The 18,676-nt window shown below is 41.6% G+C and carries 18 protein-coding genes; 4 read left to right on the top strand and 14 right to left on the bottom strand.

Going from position 1 to position 18,676, the window contains the following annotated elements:
- Position 1: 1 nt before the first annotated feature.
- Entirely contained in the window at positions 2 to 205 is a 204-nt protein-coding gene (locus ACIF8R_RS05680) for a hypothetical protein (RefSeq protein ID WP_034676950.1), read from the top strand.
- Between the two features lie 9 nt (positions 206 to 214).
- On the opposite strand, the gene ACIF8R_RS05685 is transcribed toward ACIF8R_RS05680, so the two are convergent.
- Positions 215 to 661 (bottom strand): hypothetical protein, encoded by a 447-nt coding sequence (locus ACIF8R_RS05685; protein WP_396479626.1) that lies wholly within the window; start codon positions 659 to 661, stop codon positions 215 to 217.
- A 172-nt stretch (positions 662 to 833) separates the two neighbouring features.
- Between ACIF8R_RS05685 and ACIF8R_RS05690 the strand changes: the two genes are divergently transcribed.
- A complete protein-coding gene (locus ACIF8R_RS05690; protein ID WP_396479628.1) occupies positions 834 to 1,979 on the top strand; it encodes an aldose epimerase family protein in 1,146 nt (381 codons plus the stop codon).
- Positions 1,980 to 2,047: 68 nt separating this feature from the next.
- Here the strand turns inward: ACIF8R_RS05690 and ACIF8R_RS05695 are convergent, their stop codons facing one another.
- Positions 2,048 to 3,268: an MFS transporter gene (locus tag ACIF8R_RS05695; protein WP_396479630.1), complete on the bottom strand. Its 1,221-nt coding sequence runs from the start codon at positions 3,266 to 3,268 to the stop codon at positions 2,048 to 2,050.
- Positions 3,269 to 3,373: 105 nt separating this feature from the next.
- Here ACIF8R_RS05695 and ACIF8R_RS05700 point away from each other — a divergent pair, with 105 nt between their 5' ends.
- Complete coding sequence (locus ACIF8R_RS05700; protein WP_396479632.1) at positions 3,374 to 4,162, top strand: AraC family transcriptional regulator; 789 nt, start codon at positions 3,374 to 3,376, stop codon at positions 4,160 to 4,162.
- On the opposite strand, the gene ACIF8R_RS05705 is transcribed toward ACIF8R_RS05700, so the two are convergent.
- Complete coding sequence (locus ACIF8R_RS05705; protein WP_100290611.1) at positions 4,129 to 5,451, bottom strand: glutaminase; 1,323 nt, start codon at positions 5,449 to 5,451, stop codon at positions 4,129 to 4,131. The two genes, ACIF8R_RS05700 and ACIF8R_RS05705, sit on opposite strands and share 34 nt — an antisense overlap.
- A 178-nt stretch (positions 5,452 to 5,629) precedes the next feature.
- Complete coding sequence (gene def / locus ACIF8R_RS05710) at positions 5,630 to 6,112, bottom strand: peptide deformylase (RefSeq protein ID WP_039255033.1); 483 nt, start codon at positions 6,110 to 6,112, stop codon at positions 5,630 to 5,632.
- A 234-nt stretch (positions 6,113 to 6,346) separates the two neighbouring features.
- Here def and ACIF8R_RS05715 point away from each other — a divergent pair, with 234 nt between their 5' ends.
- On the top strand, positions 6,347 to 7,645 hold the full coding sequence (locus ACIF8R_RS05715; protein ID WP_396479635.1) for an MFS transporter: 1,299 nt from the start codon (positions 6,347 to 6,349) through the stop codon (positions 7,643 to 7,645).
- 61 nt (positions 7,646 to 7,706) lie between these two features.
- Here the strand turns inward: ACIF8R_RS05715 and ACIF8R_RS05720 are convergent, their stop codons facing one another.
- The 10 genes from ACIF8R_RS05720 to ACIF8R_RS05765 all read right to left on the bottom strand — a co-directional run bounded on the left by ACIF8R_RS05720 (position 7,707) and on the right by ACIF8R_RS05765 (position 18,676).
- Complete coding sequence (locus ACIF8R_RS05720) at positions 7,707 to 8,903, bottom strand: hypothetical protein (protein ID WP_396479637.1); 1,197 nt, start codon at positions 8,901 to 8,903, stop codon at positions 7,707 to 7,709.
- A 155-nt stretch (positions 8,904 to 9,058) separates the two neighbouring features.
- Positions 9,059 to 10,699 (bottom strand): thiamine pyrophosphate-binding protein, encoded by a 1,641-nt coding sequence (locus ACIF8R_RS05725; protein WP_396479639.1) that lies wholly within the window; start codon positions 10,697 to 10,699, stop codon positions 9,059 to 9,061.
- A 38-nt stretch (positions 10,700 to 10,737) separates the two neighbouring features.
- The gene (locus ACIF8R_RS05730) at positions 10,738 to 12,204 is read right to left on the bottom strand and encodes an aldehyde dehydrogenase (protein WP_396479641.1); all 1,467 of its coding nucleotides are present in this window, start codon (positions 12,202 to 12,204) and stop codon (positions 10,738 to 10,740) included.
- 13 nt (positions 12,205 to 12,217) lie between these two features.
- Positions 12,218 to 13,009 carry an aspartate dehydrogenase gene (locus ACIF8R_RS05735; protein WP_396479643.1) on the bottom strand — a complete coding sequence of 264 codons (792 nt, stop codon included), beginning with the start codon at positions 13,007 to 13,009 and terminating at the stop codon, positions 12,218 to 12,220.
- Between the two features lie 15 nt (positions 13,010 to 13,024).
- Positions 13,025 to 13,819 carry an SDR family oxidoreductase gene (locus ACIF8R_RS05740; protein WP_000009973.1) on the bottom strand — a complete coding sequence of 265 codons (795 nt, stop codon included), beginning with the start codon at positions 13,817 to 13,819 and terminating at the stop codon, positions 13,025 to 13,027.
- A gap of 15 nt (positions 13,820 to 13,834) precedes the next feature.
- Positions 13,835 to 14,659: an alpha/beta fold hydrolase gene (locus ACIF8R_RS05745; RefSeq protein ID WP_396479645.1), complete on the bottom strand. Its 825-nt coding sequence runs from the start codon at positions 14,657 to 14,659 to the stop codon at positions 13,835 to 13,837.
- Between the two features lie 36 nt (positions 14,660 to 14,695).
- Positions 14,696 to 15,217 (bottom strand): cupin domain-containing protein, encoded by a 522-nt coding sequence (locus tag ACIF8R_RS05750; protein ID WP_014206035.1) that lies wholly within the window; start codon positions 15,215 to 15,217, stop codon positions 14,696 to 14,698.
- Between the two features lie 22 nt (positions 15,218 to 15,239).
- Positions 15,240 to 16,463 carry an MFS transporter gene (locus tag ACIF8R_RS05755; RefSeq protein ID WP_272287054.1) on the bottom strand — a complete coding sequence of 408 codons (1,224 nt, stop codon included), beginning with the start codon at positions 16,461 to 16,463 and terminating at the stop codon, positions 15,240 to 15,242.
- Positions 16,464 to 16,505: 42 nt separating this feature from the next.
- Positions 16,506 to 17,717, bottom strand: a complete 1,212-nt coding sequence (locus tag ACIF8R_RS05760; RefSeq protein ID WP_396479647.1) for an NAD(P)/FAD-dependent oxidoreductase — start codon at positions 17,715 to 17,717, stop codon at positions 16,506 to 16,508.
- A gap of 29 nt (positions 17,718 to 17,746) precedes the next feature.
- Positions 17,747 to 18,676, bottom strand: a complete 930-nt coding sequence (locus tag ACIF8R_RS05765) for a VOC family protein (protein ID WP_396479649.1) — start codon at positions 18,674 to 18,676, stop codon at positions 17,747 to 17,749.

The following is an 18,676-nucleotide window of genomic DNA, read 5'->3' on the forward strand; positions in this document are numbered from 1 at the left end:
TATGAACACAACACAACTTTTTCTCGGCGTAATCTTTAGCTCCATTGGACTCGGCTATTTTCTCTATGGGAAAAAGCAAAAAATGACTGTGCCTTTTACTGCGGGTTTAGTTTTAATGATTTTTCCTTATTTTATTGAAAGTAATGTCTTGCTTAGTGGCATTGGTACTCTACTATCCGTTATTCCCTATTTTTTACGCTTTTAGTGTCATTTCTTAAAGGATCTGAATTTCCTCAACTCTTAAGTGATGCATCATCTCTCGAATAAATACAAAGTAGGTAAAAATATAAAGCTGATCTGGAGCCACATGGTTTGTGTAGTAACTCAAACGCTCAATAAAATCATTGAATCCATGCTCAAGCTCAGTACGGCTGATTTGCTTTTTTGCACTAAAAAATAACTCACTCAGTTGTGTCATGGCTGCGTCAGACGTAACAGCTACACCACTTATATTTAAATTTCTGAGTGGCTGGGACTCGATGATCTCTTCAATGAAATAAATCATCTTTTCGATAGCAAGTTCATCAATAACACCATAACGAATACTTCTTGAATCAACAAAACCCAAGCCCTGTTCGAGTTGGATGTGCTGATTGTCTAAGTCAAATGACAAGCCATTAAGACCAAGCGAAAATTTTAAAACCGAGTCAGGATGAGTCATAAAAATAGCTTATCGTTGAGTTTTACTAATAGGATTAGTGCTAGCTTATTCAATACTTAGCGTTAACAGCGCTAATCATCATTAACACTATATATAATAAAAAACTCTTTAAAAAGACGAAAATTCAATCTTATATTCGTCCGGTCTTACTATTAAAAAATAGAGTATAAACATGAAAAAATTAGTAATTTTAGGTATTACGATTTATAGCTTTGCACAACTTACCAATGCAGCCACATTAAATGTAAAACCATATGGTACAACTCAAGACGGTCAAAAAGTTGATTTATACACCATGAGCAATAACAAAGGAGTCTCGGTATCTTTTATTAGCTTCGGTGGTGTAATTACACAGATTTTGACTCCCGATGCCCAAGGTAAACAAAATAATATTGTTTTGGGTTTTGATGATCTAAAAGGCTATGAAGTCACTGATACCAAGGAAGGCATCCATTTTGGCGGTTTGATTGGTCGTTATGCAAACCGTATTGGCAATGCTCAATTTAGCTTAGATGGAAAAACGTATAACCTTGAAAAAAATAATGGCCCGAATTCATTGCATAGCGGTAATCCAGGTTTTGATAAACGTGTTTGGCAAGTTAAGCCTCTCGTTTCCAAAGGCGAAACCGTTAAAGCTTCTCTGAAGTTAACCAGTCCAAATGGAGATCAAGGCTTTCCCGGAAAATTAGATGTAGAGGTGATCTACAGTCTTTCAGATCAAAATGAATTCCAAATTGAATATAAGGCAAAAACGGATCAACCAACAGTCGTCAATCTCACCAACCACAGTTATTTCAACTTATCAGGCGCTGGTAATAACCCTTATGGCGTACTGGATCATGTTGTACAACTTAATGCAGACCGTGTATTGGTAACCGATCAAAACTCTTTACCAACAGGTGAGATTGCCTCAGTTGCAGGTACACCTTTTGATTTTCGGACGCCTAAAGCAATTGTGAAAGATATTCGAGCGAATCATCAGCAATTGGCCTATGGATATGGCTATGATCAAACTTGGGTAATTAATCAAAAGTCTCAAGGAAAATTAAATCTTGCAGCTCATGTTTTTGATCCGAAATCTAAACGGACACTGCAAGTCTTAACTACTGAACCAAGCGTTCAAATGTATACAGCCAATCATTTATTAGGAAATGTTGTTGGTGCAAATGGCGTGCTTTATCGTCAAGCAGATGCGCTAGCATTAGAAACGCAGCATTTTCCGGATAGCCCGAATCAACCATCCTTCCCTTCTACACGTTTGAACACAAATCAAACTTATAACAGTGTCACCGTATTTAAATTTGGTATTCAAAAATAGTCTTTTTAATTGGAGCTATATTTATCTAAAAAAGACTCTCAGCTGAATATGACCGAGAGTCTTTTCATTTATTTAACTCTTGTGTTTGGTAGAAGTGCTGTTGCAAAACCAAGTAATGGCAAGAATGAACATAAACCAAATACCCATTCAATGCCGTTAATATCCGCTAAATGCCCTAACCCTGCTGCGGCAATACCACTTACACCAAACATAAGACCAAACATTAAACCTGCAATCATACCAACACGGCCCGGAACAGCTTCTTGTGCGTAAACCACCATTGCAGCAAAAGCTGATGACAACACCAAACCTGCAATAATTGAGAAAACTGTTGTCCAAAATAAGTTTGCATAAGGCATCATTAATGCAAACGGTGCCATACCAATAAATGAAACCCAGATCACCGCTTTACGGCCAATTTTGTCTCCAATTGGGCCACCTGCAAATGTACCTAAGGCAACGGCTGCCAAAAAGGCAAACAAGTGCAACTGAGCTGTTTGAATGCTGATATGGAACTTTTGAATAAGATAAAAAGTAAAGTAGTTACTAATGCTAGCAATGTAAGTAAATTTAGCAAACATCAATAAACTAATTGTGCTCAAAGCAATAATGAGCTTACGACCATGCAATTTAGTATGTGCTTGGGTAGCACGTGCAACCACCTGACTTTTTGCATGACTTACCGTCCAACGGCTTACACCAAATAAAACCCAAATTGCTAAAAGTGCAATGATAACCAAGCCCGCAACTGCATGCTGTCCAAACGGGACAATCAGTAAAGCTGCCAACAATGGGCCAATGGCTGTACCTGTGTTTCCGCCCACCTGAAAAGTCGATTGAGCCGTACCGAAGCGCCCACCCGATGCCATTCGTGCCACCCGAGAAGCCTCAGGATGAAAGGTTGCAGACCCTACCCCAATCAGCGCAGATGCACATAACAACACAGCAAAACTTGGTGAAAATGCCAACAAAATAATGCCGCAGAATGTGACGACCATTCCGAGTGGGAGAAGATATGGTTTTGGATGTTTATCGGTATAAAGTCCAATCCAAGGCTGGAGCAGTGAACCTGTTATTTGATATACAAACGAGATCAGGCCAACCTCCGCAAAACTCAGTGAAAAGTTTGCTTTTAGCATTGGATAGATGGCTGGTAGCACTGCTTGAATTAAATCATTCAGTAAATGTGCGACTGCCACGGCGCCTACAATTTTAATAATCATTCCTTGAGGCTGATCATTTGCAACGGTATTGGCAATACCATCTTTCAATTGTATTGAAGACGTCATACCTGAAAAACTCCAATATTCTAAGTAAGATGCTTATTGTAAATTGTCGCTTATAAAGTTATCTTCCAATAATCATTGTATAAGTGACAATTTTTAGGATAGTTTATGTCCGATTCTCTTATTCAGTCTGATTTATCTGAACTTGTGATTGGGCTATCTTCTGAGCATTCTTACCGAGAAATCACCCCTACCCACACGCATACACGTGCGCAGTTTTTGTATGCGTCTACAGGAAATATTCAGGTTTTTACACCTAATCATGTCTGGATTGTGCCGCCGATGTGTGCATTATGGATTCCGGCAAATGTAGAACACAGCGTGATTTCATTGAGTCACGTTAAGTTAAATACGGCGTTAGTTGAAGTAAATGCAGCAGCTCTAATGGGGCAACATTGCTTTATTATTCGGGTAAGCAACTTGTTGCATGAGCTTTTGATTCGTTTAAATGAAATTGAACGAGAAGACACACCAAATACGGCGACTTCTCAAGAGCTTTCCCGTTCTTTACAAATTTTGATTTTTGAAGAAATTCATCGGGCCAATTTATTGCCTATTCAGATTCCATGGCCGAAAGACAAACGGCTATTAAAAATTTGCCAAGAGTTATTACATACTCCTGACCATTCAAAAGACTTAACAGATTGGGCTGATGAGATTGGTGCAAGTTCTAGAACCCTAATGCGTATGTTCCAAAAAGAAACGGGGCTGTCGTATCGGGCATGGTTGCAACAAATGCATATTGCACTCGCCTTGAGTAAAATCGCGAATGGTGAATCTATTGCTCAAATTTCAGAGTCGCTGGGGTACACAAACCCCAGCGCATTCAGTGCGATGTTTAAGCGACATCTAGGAAAAACACCTCAGCAGTTTAGAAGTGCCGCGATGTCGCTATAGGTCTTTTTTTTAGTACGGATCTCATGCTTTTCTAGTAAATCATCAAAATCATGATAAACATGTAGCTCACGATCTTTAGCTGTTCTGGCATGATCTAAGCGCTGTTCAGGGTCGACTAAAACAAGAGTATGACCATCATCAATCAGACGATCTACCCCTTCTAAGAACATACGTTTACCCACATCGTGGATAAGTGAAATCTGCGTTAAATCAATAACGATCGTGCTTTGGTCAGTTGTCTCATCTTGTAAAATGCGCAACAACATTTCAGCTTCAGTAAATTTCAATACGCCACGAAGCACATACACGCTTAATGAAGCATCTTTTCCTGTGCGGTAATGGCTTTGTACAATCGTTTGTGCAGAAGGTGTACCTTCCATGAGATGTAATCCCATGTCACGAGATAATCGCTCTAAAATATCGATGCCTCGAATACTGTGACCATGCTCATCTAAACGAGGAGAAAAAGCAGCAATACTGACCTGACCCGGCAGCACACCTAAAATACCGCCAGCTACACCACTCTTAGCAGGAATACCTACAGTCGACAGCCAGTCACCTGCGGCATCATACATACCACAGCTCATCATGACACTGAGCACTTGTCTAACCACAGATCGGTTTAACAAACGCTTTCCAGTTTTCGGGTCGACCCCGCCATTGGCAAGTACACTGCCCATACGTACCAAGTCTTTAACTGTAACCATGATCGCACATTGACGAATGTAACCATTCACAATATCGACAGGGTCAGTTTCTAAAATTCCGACAGTTCGCAACATATAACCGATCGAAAGATTACGGTAGGCTGTTTTGACTTCCGAATCATAAACAGACTCATCAAAACTTAATTCACGCCCTGCAAGCTCACTCATAAAACGGCGTAGAATTTCTGCACTATGTAAACCATGCTTGACCTGAATCAAGGAATGTACAGTAATTGCACCAGAGTTAATCATCGGGTTTTTCGGGCGTCCGTCTTTACCCAACGAAATTTCATTGAAGGCTTCCCCCGAAGGCTCTACCCCTACTTTCGTAAGTACTGCATCAATGCCAAGTTGTTGTAAAACATAGGCATATACAAAAGGTTTAGAAATCGACTGTATGGTGAATTCGACATCATCATCACCAACCGAATAAATTTCGCCATCTACCGTAGACATTGCTAAAGCTAATCGATCTGGGTTTGCATTTGCCAACTCAGGAATATAATCGGCGAGATGACCACTGTTGTCGATGTCACAGGCTTCTATAACATTTGCCAAATATTCTGGGAGAGGGGTTTTCATGGTCAGTAACCTTAAATGAGGAGATTCACAACATCGCGCAAAATTTCAGCACAACCTGCTGATAATATTAAAATTATATCTTTTGTAATGATTTAAATATCACGCTATAAGTATTGTAATTGCTATGTCTTATTCATTTCAAGCTCATTATAGGTTTTTCAAAACTTTAAACTGAAGATTAGCTTATTCTTTCTACAAACAAGATTCCATTTAAATGATCGACTTCATGTTGAACAATACGAGCAGGAAAACCATGAAAAATTGTTTCAACAGCCTCTCCCTTAAGCGTTAAGTATTTGACCTTGACCATTTCTGCACGTTCCACTTGTCCACGTTCGTCTGGCACACTTAAACAACCTTCTTCACCCAAAAGCGTTTCACTCGAAAACTCTAAAATTTCAGGATTCACCATCACCACAGCATCCATTTCAGGTGCATCGGGATAGCGTGGGTTTGGTCTGGAAGCCACAATAATGACGCGTTTAGAGATATAAACTTGCGGTGCGGCAATCCCTACTCCATTACGCTCAAGCATGGTTGCTTGCATAGCAGCAGCAAGCTGATAAAGCCAATCACTGTTTAACTCATTTGCTGAGACAGGAGCCGCAATCAGTTTTAAGATATCTTCACCACGCTTTGCGACTGGTAAAACTACACTCATCCTTTGAATCTCTCATTAAATTGGCTATGACGAGTTTTATTATTTCGCTGAACGACTCAAAAGAAAAGTCATTCCTACATCTGTTTTTGTTTCATCTAATGCGTTTTTTGTTTTAAAGCTTTTTTATTTGAGTGATGAAAATCTACACCTCTTCATAGAACAAATTTCCTCCATTTACTTTTACTTCACTTTTCCATTAATATCCAAACTTCAATTACAACAATTAAGTAAAAAATGGATCAGGACTTAACTTTGCAGGATGCGAACTATCTTAACAAAGAAGATAAACGAACCCTTGCCCTTTCTTCATTGGGCGGTGCTTTAGAATTTTACGATTTCGTGATTTATGTGTTTTACGCCAAAATCATTTCCGACCTCTTTTTCCCCAGCACACTTAGTCCGTTTTGGGCCATGCTCAACACTTACGGTATTTTTGCAGCAGGTTACTTTTTCCGCCCTTTAGGCGGAGTTGTTATGGCCCATTTTGGTGATTTGGTTGGGCGTAAAAAACTTTTTTCACTTTCTATTTTACTGATGGCACTGCCTACCCTGTTTATCGGGATATTGCCTACCTTTGAAAATATCGGATATTTGGCACCGCTACTTTTATTGCTTATGCGTGTGGTGCAAGGGATTGCAATTGGGGGTGAAATTCCAGCCGCGTGGACATTTGTGTCTGAACATGTACATGAAAGAAAAATCGGACTAGCCAATGGTTTACTCACCGCTGGGCTGTCTCTAGGAATTTTACTAGGTGCACTGATGTCTTTATGGATTTCACTGAATTTTAATGAAGGACAAATCCATGACTGGGCATGGCGGATTCCTTTTATTGCAGGTGGTATTTTTGGTTTAGTCGCACTTTATTTACGAACTTATTTAAAAGAAACACCTGTGTTTAAAGCCATGCAGGCCCGTAAAGAAATCTCAAAAGAAATGCCTGTAAAACAAGTGTTAAAAACGCATAAAACAGCCGTTGCAATTGGCATGTTATTTACATGGTTTTTAACGGGCTGTGTGGTGGTGGTGATTTTAGCCATGCCGAATTTATTGATTGGTTCATTTGGCTTTGAGCGCGCACAGACTTTTGAAATGCAAAGCGCGGCCATTGTTATGCAAATGGTGGGTTGTATTTTGGCTGGCTATTTTGCTGACCGTTTTGGTTGTGGCAAAGTCATGATGGTCGGTGCGCTTGCCGTGGCACTCACAGCAGCAGTTTTTTATAACAGTTTGGGGCACGCGGCACACTCAACCATTTTTGGTTTATATATGTTGTTGGGTCTATGCTCAGGTACAGTTGGCATGGTATCGAGCAGTATGGTCAAAATGTTCCCCGCGCCTGTGCGTTTCTCGGGCATTTCATTTTCATATAATCTGTCTTATGCGATTGTTGGTGGTATGACACTGCCTCTCGTTCATTGGCTTAGTCAATATAGTGATATTGGTGCGATGTATTATATTTTCGCGCTGACTATTTTAGCTTTTACGACTGCTTTTGTATTTTGGAATAAGTTTGAAAAAAACAGATATTAAACGCTTTAACTTATTAAATAAAAAACCACACCGATTGCGTGGTTTTTTATTGCTGCTTACTTTAGAAAGTAAAGCCGATATTAAAGTTAATGCGGTATAGCCATTTATCGCTATTTGGCGAAGTGGCAGAGGTATAACCCGTTGAGTTGGTCGAGCCACCAATAATGTTGGAGTTTTTACCCCACGTATAATCTGCCCAAACCATAAATGGTGAAGCAATAAACATCATACCTGTTGTGTTCATTTGCGAATCCGACCAATCATCACGTTTTTTATCGAGATAACTATAATCATTATAAAACTTAATGGCTTTTAGCTTGCCCATATTGGTGACAGGCAACGTATAAGCAAGGTTTAAACTGGCTATAGTCCCTTCTGAAGCAATGAAATAAGCCGGTGTAAAACCATTATTGCCCATTAAGGTCATGTCACTATTTACACCGTCCGGATTTTTAGCATCGTATTGATAGTGAATGACCGAACTTTGTAAATTAAAGCGTTTGTAGTTGTTTTCGGTATGTAAGCCGACTGCATAATATTTACCATCTTTATCGGTCACTTTGTTATGTAGCTGGGCAATTGCACCAGAAACACCAAACTCTTGCTTACCGAAATCAGTTTCTAACTTGCGCACAATACGGGTATTCACCTGATTGCGTTTTTCATTTTGATAGGCTTTTTGAGATGGAAATGCATTTCCTGCCAAGTCATCATAAGTTGCACTCTCAGGTGAATAACGCAAATTGGTCTCAAGCATTTGCGGGTAATAGCCGAGTTTTAAATCCCAATCTTTGTCGTGATAATTCCAGTTAAGTCCCGGCGCAATATTATTTCCATACCCTAAAAAGAATGGAATGTGATAGGTCCAGCCATTCTGCGGATAGGGATAAATCGTAAATGGTTTATAAACCAGACCCGCTTCAATGCTGTTATTGGCATTTAAGTTATAGCCGACATATGCTTTTTCAATGGACGTTTTTTGTTGATCTTGAAATAGATAGCTGGCGTTGATGTAAGCATCATCAAACTTACCTTTTAGATCAACCCTGAAAATATCAAAATGAAGTTTTCCAAAACCACGGTTTGGCCCTTCCCAATCTTCATAACGTTGATTTAACCGAACCACTCCCCCTAACTTTAATGAATCCGTACCGTCATCACTTTTCCATTCAAGCAATGAGTCTTTTGCAAATGCATTGACGCTTACCCCCAGCGTAAGCAGTGCAATGAATGCCATGATCAATGAAGTCTTTTTCATCTCTACATCCTTGATTGAGTTCCAGCGTCCTGCTGGAACTTTATTTGTTTTACCTGTAAAACTTAGTTTTTATTATTTTTTAGACAAAAAAATTTATCTAAAAAAAGGATGGCTTAGCAGCTCCCATCGCATATGTACTAAACCATCCAAACTGGTTAATACAGTTTCTTTTGCGGTGGACCCGCGAAGTTTAATGGTCCAATCGAGTTCATATCGAGCTCGATTACAGTTGGCCCTTCAAAAGCGATAGCCTCTTGAATAACCGTTTTAAACTCATCTGCACTACCGACTTTCCAACTTTTCACACCCATTGATTCGCCAAGAAGTTTGTAGTCAGGCGTATGCAGTTCATTGAAATACTGACGACCACCAAAGTAGTTATTTTGAATGCCACGCATTACGCCATAACCACCGTCATTCATAATCATTAGGACCATATTAGTGTTTTCTTGCACCATAGTTGCAATCTCACCAATACCAAGCATTAAGCCGCCATCACCGACTAAACCAATTACTTTTTTGTCAGGGTTAGCAACCGAAGCACCAATTGCTGTTGCAAGACCTAAACCAATTGCACCCGCAAGTGAGTGGATGTTTTGGTTTGGCGCTTGTACCGGGAATAAACGACTACCCCATGTACTACCCGACATAGTGATGTCACGTACAAAAATGCCGTCTTGAGGTAAAGCTGCACGTAAGTGATCACAAATTAAAGCGTACTGATCGATTTGTTTACGAAGTGCATCAATTGCAGCTTGTTTAGCCGCCACTACAGCATCATCATAATCAGCATCGATTTTTGAAGTTCCTTGAAGCTGTTCTAACACACGTGTTAAGACATCTTTGGCATCGCCACAAATGAAGTTGCGGATTTTGTAATTACGTTGCTGAGCCACTGGGTTTGCGTCTATCTGAATAATGTTTTCAGGGAATTCAACCGAATAGGTTTTGGTTTCATTACTACGTAAACGAGAACCCACAACAACCATTAAGTCAGCATCTTTTAATAACTGCTCAACACCTGCTGAGTTATGGAAGGCACCTAAACTACGTGGATGATCATCTGCCAACACCCCACGAGCATGAGTCGAGGAAACAACTGGAATACCTAAATCTGCAATTGCTTTAACTTCGGCAATGCTATTTAAAGTTCCACCACCAATCCAGAAAATCGGGCGTTTTGCTTTTTTGATCTCGCTTACAAGAAGATCAATTTCAGCTTGCTCTGCCTGTGGCAATTCAAGTGCTTTCACTGGCCCAAGATTAAGTGGTAAATCAATTTCTGCTGCTTGTACATCAATGGGTAGCTCAACACTTACCGGTCCCATTGGAACTGTAGTTGCGACACGGATGGCTTCACGAATCACACCAACAGCATTGTCTGGACTGGTAATACGGAACGCCGCTTTGCTTGATGCGCGCAAGAATGTAAGTTGGTCTTTGGTTTCATGAATGAAGCTTGCATCACGGTCGAGATATTCACGCTCAACTTGACCTGTTAAATGCAATACAGGACTACCCGCATTCATTGCTTCAATCAGTGAACCTACCGCATTACCTGCCCCAGCACCCGTACTGGTCAACGCAACACCTAAACCTTTAAAGCGTGAGTGTGCATCTGCCATGGTGACTGCACCCGCTTCACCACGTGCTGCAACAAAGCGCATTTTTTCACGGCGCCCTACTGCATCGGCAATAGGTAAATTGTGGATGGAAATAACACCATAAATACTATCAACTTGGTGCGCTTCTAAAACTCTTGCGATTGCTTCGCCTACATTTACACGTTCAGTCATGTCTGTTCCTCAAAATTTGTTTTCAGTCCTTGAATTTATTAATCGCACCAAGGGTTAGGCTGTTCATTCAGCCCCATATAAATACTCTTTTGTTGCATGTACGATAAAATGCCCAAACGGCCTTTTTCGCGCCCGATTCCACTGTCTTTAAAGCCACCAAACGGCACACTAATCGAGAATTTTTTGTAGGTATTAATCCATACCGTTCCTACTTCTAATGCACGTGCAATACGCCAAGCTTTGCGATAGCTTTCAGTCCAGATGCCTGCGGCCAGACCAAAACAACTGTCATTGGCTTGGGCAATTAAATCTTGCTCGTTGTCATATTTCATAACGACTAAAACAGGGCCAAAAATTTCTTCCTGACAGGTTTGAGCACTGTTATTTAAGCCCGTGATAATGGTCGGTAAGTAATAGCTTCCTTTGGCATAGTCACCAGTGGTAAGCGCTTCACCACCAATCAGAACCTGACCACCTTCGCTTTTAGCAAGCTGCACATAACGGTCAACTGACTGCAAATGTTTGTCATTGACCAGTGGCCCTAAATGCACACCAACCTGTTCCGGATGGCCCACACGTAAGCCTTTAGTAATTTCAACCAGACGCGTTAAAAACTGATCGTAAAGACTGCTATGAATAAACAAGCGAGAACCTGCGATACACGCTTGGCCTGCCGAGCTAAAAATACCGTACGCGACACCTTTAGCAGCCAGTTCAATGTCTGCATCTGGCAAAACGATGGTTGGTGACTTTCCACCTAACTCAAGTGAAGTAGTAATAAGCTTGTCAGCGGCAATGTGTGCCAAATGACGACCCGTAGTTGTTCCACCCGTAAAAGAGATTTTACGAACCAGCGGGTGCTGAGCAATTGCATCACCAATCACAGAACCACGACCAACTAGCACGCTGAGTAAACCTTTTGGTAAGCCAGCTTCTTCAAAAATTTTGGCAAGTTCTAAAGCAATCAGTGAAGTTGCTTCTGCTGGTTTTAACACCACGGCATTTCCTGCTGCCAAAGCTGGAGCAAGCTTTTGAACCTCACTCGCAATTGGAGAGTTCCACGGGGTAATAGCTGCCACAACACCCACAGGTTCATGCACACTCATGGTCATAAAGTCTGGAGCACGCTGAGTGGTGAGCTCATCGTTTAGCGTTTCACAAGCCGCCGCAACATAACGCGCAGTTGCCGCCGCGCTCATCACTAAACCACGAGTTTCGGTTAAAGGCTTACCATTATCGCGGGTTTGTAGTTTCGCTAATTCATCTACACGCGCTTCAATAATGTCTGCAACTTTGTAGAGAATACGTGCGCGTTCATGCGGCAAGCTGTTTCTCCAGCTCGGTTGACGCCAAGCCTGATCTGCTTTTTCAATTGCCTCATTTACATCTTCAAGCGTTGCCGTTGAAAGCTCTGCATTAACCGACTGATCTGCCGGAAACAGGCTTTGAATGACTGCACCACGGCCTAATCGCCATTCACCTGCAATATAAATTTCCTTTGCCATGATCAAATCCTTCTTAAATCTGTATTGCTTCTACACTGTTGCGACAAGCACGAATCACGCTAAGCGCAGCCAAAGTTGATGTTTTCGGGTTACTTGGCAACGGCACGCCCACCAGTTCAATGGTCATTTGCCCAAAGCCACCTTCTGCCACAATGGTGTGTTTGTTTTTGTTGATAGTTGGATCAACAGTTAACTCAACCATGGTTTCGTCCATTCCAAGCCCTGCAAGTGCAATCGTTGCTGCAACGTTGGCATTGGCTGGAAATTTGGTCGCAGCTTCACGGGCAGTTCCTGTGAAAAAGACTGTAGGTTCTAAAACATGGTCTAAATCGACCAATTGCTCTGCATAACTGCCCTTCCAGCTTTTTGGGCTTTTGCAGCCTTTGTAAGTGACTTTTTGCAAACCACCTTCTTTAGCCGCAGAAATACCGTCAATGCCTGCGATAGCCCCTGCAAGTAAATGCAGATGTGCATCATTTTCTTCGGCAGTTTCTTTAAGCTGAACCAAAAATTCGCTATCAGCCAAAGTACCTACCGAGATCAGACCAATGGTCCAGCCTTTCGCTAAAACTTTTTGAGCATGCTCTTTCACTGCTGCTTGACCTGCCACTTCAATGACATAGTCTGGCGTACCATCACATTGCTCAATATCTGAAATCACCTGAATCTCGGAAGAGACTTGTGACTGCACTTTTTCAATACTGCGAGATGGCACGACAATCCATTTGAGTTGCAGATCTTGAGGCAAATGGGCATAGACTTCTGCTGCCATTGCGCCAAAACCAATCATCATCAACTTTTTCATGACAGCACCTAATATTTATAAATGTTTGTTAAAACCACCTGAGACATCTATTGCCGAACCTGTGGTGTAAGATGCCAATGGTGATGCCAAGAAAACTAAAGCACGTGCAGGCTCTTCTGGACGGCCTAAACGCTGCATAGGAATGCCACGATTTTTTGCGATATTGCCTGTCCACTCTTCCCATGACAGATTTAAATCTGAACGGGTTTCATAACGGCGTTTCCACTGCGCAGATTCGACCATTCCGAGTAAAATCGAGTTCACACGAACACCATATTGAGTAAATTCATGTGCCAACGAATGGGTTAAATTCAACAGTGCAGCACGTGCAGATGAAGTCGCAATCATGTGCGGTTCCGGTTGCAATGCCAGTAACGAATTCACATTGGTAATTGAGGCATTTGCCGACTGTTTTAAGTCGTCAAGAAAAGCCCGTACCGGATGTAAAACACTGAAATATTTCAGCTCAATTTCTTTCATCCAGTCTTCATCTTGCGTATTTTCAAAATTTGAAACACGGCCTTGTCCAGCATTATTAATAAGCATGTCCACATTGCCCAAATTGAGTTTGACCTCTTTGGCAAATTGCTGAACTTCTTCTTTTTTCAAAACATTACATGCTTTGGTAAAAATATTGGCATGTGGAAATTTTTCTAAAATATAGTGCTTAGAAGCATTTAAACGTTCTTCATCGCGACCACACCAAGCAACTTTTGCACCCTCTGCAACCAGTATTTCAACAGCAGCCAGCCCAATCCCAGATGAGCCACCGGTAACAACTGCAACTTTTCCTTCAACTTGGAAGCTCATAATCCCTAATCTCTCTTACGATTGTTCCTGAATCGTCAACATAATTTGGTTAAATGCTTGCGGTTGGTCGACATAACTTAGATGTCCTGCATCTTCTATGACGAAGTGCTGTTCCAACTGCAATTCCTGAGCAAGCGCTTGTATACCTAACGCAGGAGTGATTTGATCTTGCTGCCCTGCAATCACTGTGCATGGGACTTTTAAATCGGTTAAGTAATTACGTATTTCGTCATATGCCAGTAAGTACGATGCATGTGTGAAACCCTGTAGGGTCAACTGTTGCATCACCTCTGAAACTAAAGCTAAGGCTTGTGGCTCTTGTCTATAAATCAAATGAGGTCCACGGCTTTGGGCCATTCCTTTAGCACCGAGTTCTTTCAACATTTTTGGTCTTTTTTCAAAAACCTGAATTTGTGTTTGTTCATCGTGGCGTTGGTAGCCTTGCGCCAAATTAGCTACAACCAAATGCTTCACTCGCTCTGGGTAAAGTGCAGCGAATGCACTCGCCTGTAAGGCACCTAATGAGTGTCCGACCACAATTGCTTTCTCAATTTTTAAAACATCAAACAACGCAGCCAAACGCTTTGCGTAGTCGGTAGCATTGGGTTGATCAGTTAAAAGTTCATCTGATTTGCCATAGCCCGGTGCGTCCCAGGCAATGACATGAAAATGATGAGACAACACTTCAAGTTGGTTTACCCATGAAGCAGAACCTGAACTAATGCCGTGCAACAGCACAAGGTACTCGCCCTGACCGGCTTCCCGATAGGCTTGCTGCTGGCCTTGAACAGTAACGGTTTTCACCGGAAATTCTGCTAACTTTTCAATGAGTGTCATCATTTTTAATTCTTTCCTTTCATTCACTTCATCAAACAATTAACGTTTGATTTGAGACAACGGATGCTCTGGTGGATAGTTCGGAATTGTTGGTTTACCTGTTCCCAACATCACACACATCAAGGCATCTTCTTGACCTGGGTTAAATAGACCACGGTAAATACCCGGTGGAATTGAAATCAGGTCACGCTCTTTTAAACGGGTTTCAAATTTTTCGCCGTTGTGCTCAATGAACAAATCAATTTCACCGCGGAGCATAAAGAAAACTTCTTCAACATCGTGGTGAATGTGCAAAGGACCTTCACACTGTGGTGGTAGAACCATGGTTGAAAACGTGAAGTTTTCTGCTGGAACGGTGTTACCGTCATTTGCAACACCTGTTGCACCCGTACCCATGTAACGCATTTGTGCACGGCGATATTTCGGGTCGTAATCTGCTTGGAACTTCAAAGCATCGAAGTCGTATTTACGTGTCTCAAAGCGAGCAATACGCGTGTTTAACCAATCTTCTAAAGAAGTACCCTCTGGTTGTGCCCACGATTCGAATTGTTGTGTAGTCATTTTTAAACTCCTATACAGTGAATTAATAACGTTTTAAAAGAGGAACCAAAAACAACGACCCAATGACAGCGACAGCAGCCAAGAAGGTAATTCCTAAATTAAAACTGTGTGTTTGCATCACGATGTAACCGATAAGAACAGGTGCAATTGCACTTGCAAAATTACCTAAACCGTTAAATATTCCACCCGCAGTCGCCCCTACATTTGAGGTCGTTACTCTTGCAAGCAGAGCAAATACAGCTGCTACTCCAAAACCCCACGCCATCGCGCTTAAAGACATGGCAGCAATAATCAATAGTGGCTCAGTCATGATGACCATCACATACATGAAGATGCCCGCGAGTAATAAACCACTAAATACTTGAATCGCGCGGCGACCTAATTTGTCAGATAAAAACGCACCAACCACTTCGCCAATTAACATGGCAATGAATGGAAAGCTTGAATACACCCCAAACTCTTTGAGGTTGAATCCTTTGTCTTGCATGAGATAAGAAGGAACCCAACTGTTTAGGCCCCACAAATAAGTCATTAAGGCAATATTGAATAAGCACACCAACCAGAACGCGCTATTGCTCACAAGTACTTTGGTGTTGGCGATATGGCCTTTGAAGTTAGTACGTTTACTTTCACCTTCAAGCTCAACAGTTTTCTTGAGCTGTAAGTTACGCAGACCAAAAACAATGCTTAAAATTGCAATGAGTGTGAGCGCAGCCATCACAAAAAAAGTGGTGTGCCAGTCGTGGTGTGCCAGAACGGCTGCCGTAATTGGGAACCCAAGGAATGCACCAATCGGTGTACCCAGTAAGAACATGGTTGAGGCACGTGCCTGCTGACGGTCTGTATAAGTCTGCTTAACAATGGTGTACGCCAAAGCAAATAGCGGACCTTCTGCCAAACCGAGTAGAACCCGTAAAATCAACATGCCTGAGTAGCTGGAGGTAAAGCCCATGCAAAGCATGAGTAAGCCCCAAGAGGTCACACTCCAGAACAGCATTTTCTTTGGGTTAAAAATGTCGCCTAAAAAGCTTAGAAAGACTGATGAAAAACCATAAGCAAGTAAAAAACTTGTCATGAGCCATCCGAGCTTGGCTTTATCTTCAGCAATTCCCATCGAGCTTTGAAAATGTGGGTCTGAAAATAAAACCGCAATACTGATCTTGTCGAAAAATGCCAGTACTACACACACCATAAGGACAAAAGCAGGTACCCAATGCTTTAATCCACTTTTTTCTTCATTACTCATGTGTCATTCCTTCGATTTGGTAATGAGAACCAGATTTAATGTTTACGGTTTTAACTTCATGACATTAAATTCAGCATCTGCTAATAATTTTGGATCTAAACCGGTATTGGCTTGCATCCAACGCTTTGCCAGCTTGATTAACTTCGAGTCATTAATGGCAATCATATTCAGCAAGCGATTTTCATGGTCCAGATATAAATAGCTCACCTGATCTTCACCACCTTGGCGAATCACCACTTCTTTGGTTTTTTCAGGTTGATACGTGCCTAAAATCTGGATATTAAAGTGATATTGATCAGACCAAAGCCAAGGAATATCGGTATATTCAGTTTCAATTCCGAGCATTGATTTCGCAGCTGCAATCGCCTGATTTTGTGCATTTGCCCAAGACTGAATGCAATAGCCCAAACCCGGATGAATCGCGACATCGCCTGCGGCATAAATGTCTTGATCCGAGGTTTGTCCAAAACAATTCACTACAATGCCATCTTTCACATCGAGCCCTGCGTGTACGCCTAACTCTTTAGCAATTTCGGCACCTGCACCCACTACAACACAATCAAATAACTGGCTATGTTGAGGATGGTTCACCACTTCAACTTTTTGATCTGGTGCTTCCACTAAGTGAAGGCTCTTGCTGTCTAAATGAATTTTTGTGCCTTGAGCCTCATGCATATTTTTTAAAAATGCAGAAACTTCCGGACTCACACTTCTTGCACATAAGCGGTCGCCATATTCAAAAATATGAACATCTTTCCCTTGCTTACGTGCAGTTGCAGCGATTTCCAAACCAATCCAGCCACCGCCAATCACAGCAACATTTTTTGCATTCTTTAAAATTTCAGCCAGACGTTCACAGTCACGCACATTTCGTAAAGTCACAACATTAGGAATGAACTGCCATGTATTGACGGGTACACGTGCACGACTTCCAGTTGCAATCAGCAATTTGTCATACGGCAAAATCTGACCACTTTCTAAATGAACCTGCTTTTGCTCGCGATCGACTTTTGTTGCAATTTCTGGTTTGTGCCATTGAATGTTGAACTCTTGAACCTGTTCTGGAGAGAACAGATTCAAACTTTCATAACTTGCTTCTTTTGAAAGTACTTGCTTAGACAGTGGCGGACGCTCATAAAACACCTGATCTTCATTTGAGACCACATGAATTTCACCCACATATCCATTTTGACGTAAGGTACTAACTGCCCAACCTGCAGCCTGCCCCGCCCCTACAATTACAATCTTTTCCATAGCCTTTCTTCCTTGTAAAGCAATACCTGTTACACAGGCTTTACCTGACGGCGGGTTTTGTCATCAAGACCACCTTCAATCGCCCACTCAGTGAAAAGCTCTAGACGATGTTCTTCTACACGTGGCTGCCATTCTTCAGTCAAATAATCATCGTTGGTGTAATATTCAAATGCACCGCCCAATGGTGAGTTGACGTACCAGAAATAAGCAGAAGAAATTGGATGACGTCCCGGTCCAATAAAGGTTGACCACTCTGAACGGTTCATATTTAAACCGCCCCCAATCACTTCATGGATATCACGTACTACAAACGCAACGTGATTTAGACCAGCAGGTTTATTTGGAACACTGAGCAAGAATAAATCATGGTGATAACCTTCACCGCGGCAACGTAAGAATGCACCGCGATTTTTATAGGCATCCGATAAATGAAAGCCTACTTTTTCAATATAGAAATTTTCGGTTGTTGCCAAATCTGGTGTAAAGAACACCACGTGTCCAATCGCAACAGGCTGACCTTTTTCATAGACGGGACTTGCTGCATTAACGCGTTGAATGTTGCCGTATTGGTTAATGCCTTCCGTTTTAAGTTCTTGAACATCTTTCACAAAGCTTTGTTCAAAACAGATGGTCATGCCATTTGGGTCAAGACACTGAACTGTATTTTCAGTACGTTTAAAACCGTCTACATCGGCCAAACGAGCTGCCAAGTCTTCAAGGTCTTGAGCACTTTCAACACCCCAAGTGACTTCACGTAAAGTTGAACCTTGCTCAATAGCAGGCGGCAAACGGTTATCATCACAATTAAATAGATAAATCTTGCTGCCGTTTTGAGTCTGGTATAAATCTGCGCCTTCAATATCCGAAGTACTTTGGCTTAAACCAAAATCTGCCAAAAACTTGTTTGAAGCAGCTCTATCTTCAACTCCAAACTTTAAAATCTCGATCCCTGTAATCAT

The organism is Acinetobacter sp. ABJ_C4_1, from assembly GCF_044538495.1.
In the GTDB taxonomy this organism is placed as follows: Bacteria; Pseudomonadota; Gammaproteobacteria; order Pseudomonadales; family Moraxellaceae; genus Acinetobacter; species Acinetobacter nosocomialis_A.

What these genes read in the sequence shown, in the direction of transcription:
- ACIF8R_RS05705 (WP_100290611.1), bottom strand. Translation starts at nt 5,451, where the DNA reads ATGAAAACCCCTCTCCCAGAATATTTGGCAAATGTTATAGAAGCCTGT.
- ACIF8R_RS05690 (WP_396479628.1), top strand. Translation starts at nt 834, where the DNA reads ATGAAAAAATTAGTAATTTTAGGTATTACGATTTATAGCTTTGCACAA.
- ACIF8R_RS05680 (WP_034676950.1), top strand. Translation starts at nt 2, where the DNA reads ATGAACACAACACAACTTTTTCTCGGCGTAATCTTTAGCTCCATTGGA.
- ACIF8R_RS05730 (WP_396479641.1), bottom strand. Translation starts at nt 12,204, where the DNA reads ATGGCAAAGGAAATTTATATTGCAGGTGAATGGCGATTAGGCCGTGGT.
- ACIF8R_RS05715 (WP_396479635.1), top strand. Translation starts at nt 6,347, where the DNA reads ATGGATCAGGACTTAACTTTGCAGGATGCGAACTATCTTAACAAAGAA.
- ACIF8R_RS05740 (WP_000009973.1), bottom strand. Translation starts at nt 13,819, where the DNA reads ATGAGCTTCCAAGTTGAAGGAAAAGTTGCAGTTGTTACCGGTGGCTCA.
- ACIF8R_RS05720 (WP_396479637.1), bottom strand. Translation starts at nt 8,903, where the DNA reads ATGAAAAAGACTTCATTGATCATGGCATTCATTGCACTGCTTACGCTG.
- ACIF8R_RS05700 (WP_396479632.1), top strand. Translation starts at nt 3,374, where the DNA reads ATGTCCGATTCTCTTATTCAGTCTGATTTATCTGAACTTGTGATTGGG.
- ACIF8R_RS05695 (WP_396479630.1), bottom strand. Translation starts at nt 3,268, where the DNA reads ATGACGTCTTCAATACAATTGAAAGATGGTATTGCCAATACCGTTGCA.
- ACIF8R_RS05685 (WP_396479626.1), bottom strand. Translation starts at nt 661, where the DNA reads ATGACTCATCCTGACTCGGTTTTAAAATTTTCGCTTGGTCTTAATGGC.
- ACIF8R_RS05745 (WP_396479645.1), bottom strand. Translation starts at nt 14,659, where the DNA reads ATGATGACACTCATTGAAAAGTTAGCAGAATTTCCGGTGAAAACCGTT.
- ACIF8R_RS05755 (WP_272287054.1), bottom strand. Translation starts at nt 16,463, where the DNA reads ATGAGTAATGAAGAAAAAAGTGGATTAAAGCATTGGGTACCTGCTTTT.
- ACIF8R_RS05750 (WP_014206035.1), bottom strand. Translation starts at nt 15,217, where the DNA reads ATGACTACACAACAATTCGAATCGTGGGCACAACCAGAGGGTACTTCT.
- ACIF8R_RS05760 (WP_396479647.1), bottom strand. Translation starts at nt 17,717, where the DNA reads ATGGAAAAGATTGTAATTGTAGGGGCGGGGCAGGCTGCAGGTTGGGCA.
- ACIF8R_RS05765 (WP_396479649.1), bottom strand. Translation starts at nt 18,676, where the DNA reads ATGATTACAGGGATCGAGATTTTAAAGTTTGGAGTTGAAGATAGAGCT.
- ACIF8R_RS05735 (WP_396479643.1), bottom strand. Translation starts at nt 13,009, where the DNA reads ATGAAAAAGTTGATGATGATTGGTTTTGGCGCAATGGCAGCAGAAGTC.
- def (WP_039255033.1), bottom strand. Translation starts at nt 6,112, where the DNA reads ATGAGTGTAGTTTTACCAGTCGCAAAGCGTGGTGAAGATATCTTAAAA.
- ACIF8R_RS05725 (WP_396479639.1), bottom strand. Translation starts at nt 10,699, where the DNA reads ATGACTGAACGTGTAAATGTAGGCGAAGCAATCGCAAGAGTTTTAGAA.